At 43.0% G+C, this 4586-nt stretch carries 5 protein-coding genes and 1 pseudogene; 1 reads left to right on the forward strand and 5 read right to left on the reverse strand.

Annotated features, from left to right (window positions below; genetic code table 11):
- Positions 1 to 105 (reverse strand): annotated as a pseudogene (locus tag VIN08_RS02865) (alpha-ketoacid dehydrogenase subunit beta); the annotation flags it as partial.
- Positions 106 to 217: 112 nt separating this feature from the next.
- Positions 218 to 1993, reverse strand: coding sequence for a tetratricopeptide repeat protein (locus VIN08_RS02870; RefSeq protein ID WP_331959940.1), 1776 nt, complete (start codon positions 1991 to 1993; stop codon positions 218 to 220).
- 191 nt (positions 1994 to 2184) lie between these two features.
- On the opposite strand from VIN08_RS02870, the gene VIN08_RS02875 reads away from it, so the two are divergent.
- Positions 2185 to 2412, forward strand: coding sequence for a PspC domain-containing protein (locus tag VIN08_RS02875; protein ID WP_331959943.1), 228 nt, complete (start codon positions 2185 to 2187; stop codon positions 2410 to 2412).
- On the opposite strand, the gene VIN08_RS02880 is transcribed toward VIN08_RS02875, so the two are convergent.
- From VIN08_RS02880 to VIN08_RS02890, 3 genes are all read right to left on the reverse strand, one after another.
- On the reverse strand, positions 2409 to 3413 hold the full coding sequence (locus tag VIN08_RS02880; RefSeq protein ID WP_331959946.1) for a glycosyltransferase family 2 protein: 1005 nt from the start codon (positions 3411 to 3413) through the stop codon (positions 2409 to 2411). The genes VIN08_RS02875 and VIN08_RS02880 overlap by 4 nt on opposite strands.
- Positions 3410 to 3745, reverse strand: a complete 336-nt coding sequence (locus VIN08_RS02885; protein ID WP_331959949.1) for a YbaB/EbfC family nucleoid-associated protein — start codon at positions 3743 to 3745, stop codon at positions 3410 to 3412. The genes VIN08_RS02880 and VIN08_RS02885 overlap by 4 nt, the downstream gene beginning before the upstream one ends.
- Before the next feature lie 106 nt (positions 3746 to 3851).
- Positions 3852 to 4586, reverse strand: a 735-nt coding sequence (locus VIN08_RS02890) for a T9SS type B sorting domain-containing protein (RefSeq protein ID WP_331959952.1), incomplete at its 5' end; no start/stop codon positions are given.

Here is a 4586-nt window from a genome sequence, read left to right on the forward strand (position 1 = left end):
GTTGTATTCGGCAACCTCTTCGCCCATCAGCACTACACTGGGGTCTCTGCGCATTTCTTCGCTGAGGGCCTCGCGCAAGGCCTCTCTAAACTGGATTTCTCTCATGTCGGTATTTTGAAAAGCGTGTAAAAATAGTATCCGTGGTCGGATTGGGCAAATAAAAAACCCTTCCGAATGTACGGAAGGGTTTCCCTATTGTTATTCCAATGAGTAACTACTATTTCAGAGCGTTTCTGAAAGATTCAGTTGCTGAGAATTTCGCGAATTCGAGGTCGCTAAGAGCGGCTTCTTTCAACGAAGGATCGATTTTCACAGCGTCTGTCAGGTGACTAACCACACCGTCTGCCTGACCTAATCTTGCAGAAGCAACAGCTGCACCGTAGTGAGCGATTGCCAGGTTGCTGTTTTTGCTGATGGCTTCATTGAATGAAGTCAAAGCATTTTGATAGTCTTTGTTCAACACTTGAGCCAAACCTTTGTTGAAGAGGTTATCAGCATTGTCAGTTGCGTTAGACTCAGAGCTAACAGCAGCAGCGTATTCAGCTTTCACGATCTCAGCAGAACCTTTTACACCGTTAACACCAGCAGCGTTATCGCCAGTCAGGCCAGCGCTAAGAGCTTTGCTTGCGTGGTTGTAAGCAGCATAGGCGTTGCCTTTCAGCGCAGCTACGGAAGCTAAGTTAGCGTGTACTTCTGGAGCTTCCTGCAGTTTAACAGCGATGTCTAATTGAGCCTGAGCTTTATCAGCCAAAGCTGCAGCATTGCTAGGGTTTTCAATTGCCTGAGCAATATATACTGCACCTAAGTTGTTGTGCGCATTCCAGTTAGAACCTTTTTTGGTTGCAGCTTCGTAGATCGCAGCTTTCTCTTCCAATGAAGGAGTCAATGTAGCAGCATACATCAGTTCTTCGAAAGAAAGTGTATCAGCGCTTACAGAGTTTTGTGTGATTTGCTTAGCCAATACAGAGATCTCTGCATCTGTTTTCTTGTCTTTTACAACAAGGATCTCAGTTTTAGCAGTTCTCAGTTTAGGATATACATCTTTGAAGATTTTCTTGTAAGTCTTCAGACCTTTCATTTGTTTCTCCTGATCTTCGAAAGTACCACCACCGTTGATGATGTTCAGGTATTCTGCTTTCTCTTCAGAAGTTATACCGGTATAAGCTTCGAGTTCAGTTTTGAATTGAGCCCAGTCCTGGATTACAGGCTTCAGGATGAACTGGATAGAATCAGCCTTGCCTTTGTAATCATATTTTTTCATTTCCTTACGGTAGAAAGCTTCGATAGCAGCAGCACGATCTGGTGACAGTTTGCTGTTGATACGTTCAGCACCTTCAGGAGAGTGAGTACCTGTGATAGTTACTGTACGGGTAGCATTTTTAGAAGCGATAAAAGCATCCAGTTGCTTACCTTTTGTACTCTTGATTTCAGATGTTCTCAGAACAGATTTACCTTGTTCGAAGATGAAATCAGGGATTACTATTGGTGTAAGTTCTTCCTGGTTGTTATAGCCGTGACCAGCAAAAGCTGCAAAGTATACAGGCTTAACAAGTTTAGAGGTAGTAATTACTCCCGTTGCAACAGGCATGCGTGGAGATGCCTTAGACTTTGTGCCTTTAGAAGCAACACCTTCAACTTCCAGTGTACCGGTTTTCATGGCAGGCTGGTAAGCGAAAGAGAAGCTCTTATTTACTTTAGGCTGCTCAGTCTTGCTGTTCGGATAGTCTTCAGCTTTGAAAGGAATAGGATCCAGAGCAAGTTCTTTGTCTCCGTACTTGTAGAAGCTGTTTACTGTATAAACAGTACCTTTCTTCAACATTTTAACGGGAAGGTTAGCGGCCATTTCAAAGGCAACTGTGTCTTTGTGAACTTCCAGTGGATTTGGTGTAACAGTAAGCTGCTGATCTTTGGCCATTTTTACCATCTTGGGCAGCGTACAGCCCGCGAGGGTCAACGCACCGAAGACCAGACATGAGTAAACTACTTTTCTCATTGGATTGTGGTTTATTGTTTGATTTAAACAGGTTGCAAAACTATACTTATGTGTATTTTTTTGCAATTATACTCAAAAAAATAAGATGAGAGGGGTAATAATAAGGCTCTGAGGCTGTTATATTTGTAAGCCGGATTTTTGCTCGACAAATCAACTTTTTGGCAAGTTGAAAGTTTAAATGTGAGGATAGTATGAAACAATTAACGGATAAAATCCAGCATTTCTTTGAAAGACAGGCTTTCGGAGTATGCACACATCTGGGAGAGAAGCTGGGTGTAGCAACTTCCAGTATACGACTTTTCTTTATCTATACATCGTTTATAACGTTCGGCTCTCCGCTGATCGTATATCTTTCTATAGCTTTTGTTATGAATATGCGCAAGCACCTGCGCAAGCGTAAACCCATCTGGGATTATTAAATGATCTTGCGTTTGCCCCGGAGGAAGAAGTCTGCAATGACCAACCCCGGGTATACGGTTGTCCGGGTATAGGAAGGGTAGCGCGCATGCAAAGTCTTTCGTTTTTCTCTCTCACGACCTATACTATATATAAAGTCGCGATGCGCTTTCCATACAGCTATACCGTTAGAGGTCTTGCCTTTCAATAGATACATGATAGCAGCTACCCAGTCAAGGACTATCCGAAAGGGAAGTTTATAAAGTAATTCTCCTGCATCAAAGTGTTTGAAAATCAGAAACAGACCGTTACGAAAATTCAGATAGGTCTTTCGCGGATTGTCATATCCTAAAGTTCCGGCTCCTACATGATATATAGTGCTGGCACCACAATAGTATATCTGCTGCCCATCACGCTGAAGTTTCCAGCAGAGGTCTATCTCTTCCATGTGCGCAAAGAAGTCTTCATCCAAACCTTGAAACTGATGGTAGGCTTTGGCGCGGATCATCAGGCAGGCACCCGTTGCCCAGAATATCTGCCGGGTATCATTATACTGTCCTTTATCTTCTTCTACATAATCAAACACACGTCCGCGGCAAAACGGGTAGCCCAGTATATCTATATATCCACCGGCAGCTCCAGCATATTCAAATAAGTGTTTTGAATGATAGGAGAGTATCTTGGGTTGAACGGCTGCTATAGCGGGTTGTGTGTCGAGCAGGTGAATGAGTGGTGAGAGCCAACCGGAAGTTACTTCTATATCGGAGTTGAGTAACACATAATAGTCAGCATCAACCATCTGCAGGGCACGATTATACCCACCACAGTAACCATAGTTCTGATCGAGACGAATAATTCTTACCGATGGAAATTCTTTTTCCAATAGAGCTATAGAACCATCAGCCGATCCGTTGTCGGCTACGATGATCTCAGCTTCTGCCGAGTGAGTAATAACCGATGGGAGAAACTGTTGCAGCAGTTTCTCTCCATTATAGTTAAGAATAACAACTGCGGTGCGACTCATCCCATAAGGCCGCTAAGGTCCAACCCCGGAATGTTGGGCAGTAATCCTTCTGTGCTTTTACGCAATTCTTCTTTGGAGAGAATCTCAGCTTCTTCTGCTGCCTTGTTTACAGCTGCTACAATAAGGTCTTGCAGGATCACTTTATCATCGCCCTTTAACAAAGAAGGATCAATGTCTAATGCTATGAGTTGTTTCTTTCCATTCACAGTTGCTTTTACCATGCCTGCTCCGGATTCACCCTGCGCGCGAACCTTTACTAAATTATCCTGAGCTTCTTTCATACGGGCCTGAACTTCTTTCATCTTGCCCATCATCTTCATCATGTCAAACATAGGTGTATATATTTTTAAGGAGCTATAAAATCTGGAAGCATCAAAGGTACAACGGTACATGCGATTTATGAAGCCGCACGAGATTGCATCTTGATAAGGTACAATATTATTTTTTATGGATCAGGAAGAAAGAACCGGAGCGATCGAAAGTTCTTCCTGCAAAATCGGTAATCTTCGCGCGGAATACATACGTGGCTTCCGGCATCAATACACCTCTATACGTGCCATCCCATCCTGTATGGATATCCTCTGTTGAATACATCATTTCTCCCCAGCGATTAAATACCTTCATTTCGAATGTGGAAACAAACTGACCGATAACGGAAAATGTATCGTTAAGCCCATCGCTGTTCGGTGTAAAGCCTGTGGGGTAGAAGAGATTCGGTTGCTTGATTAACTCAAGTTCGTTGGATACAGATTGCGTTACCGTTCCATCATTCGCATAAGTATAAATGATATACTGGTATACCTGGTTATCTACATCCGAATTGTTGTCCGTATAAGTGGTGCTGGTGTTAGCATCTATTGTTTGAAGAAGATTGCCATTACCATCATACTTTTCAATTACATAATTTTTTACACCATTCGTCCAGCCGGTATAGGGAGTCCAGTTAATGTTGATGGTGTTATCGCCCTGAACGCTTCCTGTGAGTGCAACCGGACAAGCTTCCAGGCTCTGTGGACTTTTATTATTACAGGCATCTATATACTGTATCTTATAGCAGGCTCCGGAACCTGTAGTGTATCCGTTGTCTGTAAAAGTAGTTTGTGTTGTGGTGGTGAGTGGTGTATAATTCCCATTGGCCGATTTCAGCAATGTATATTCTGTAGCATTAAAGGC

This window comes from Ohtaekwangia sp. (assembly GCF_036568665.1).
Lineage (GTDB): Bacteria > Bacteroidota > Bacteroidia > Cytophagales > Cyclobacteriaceae > Ohtaekwangia.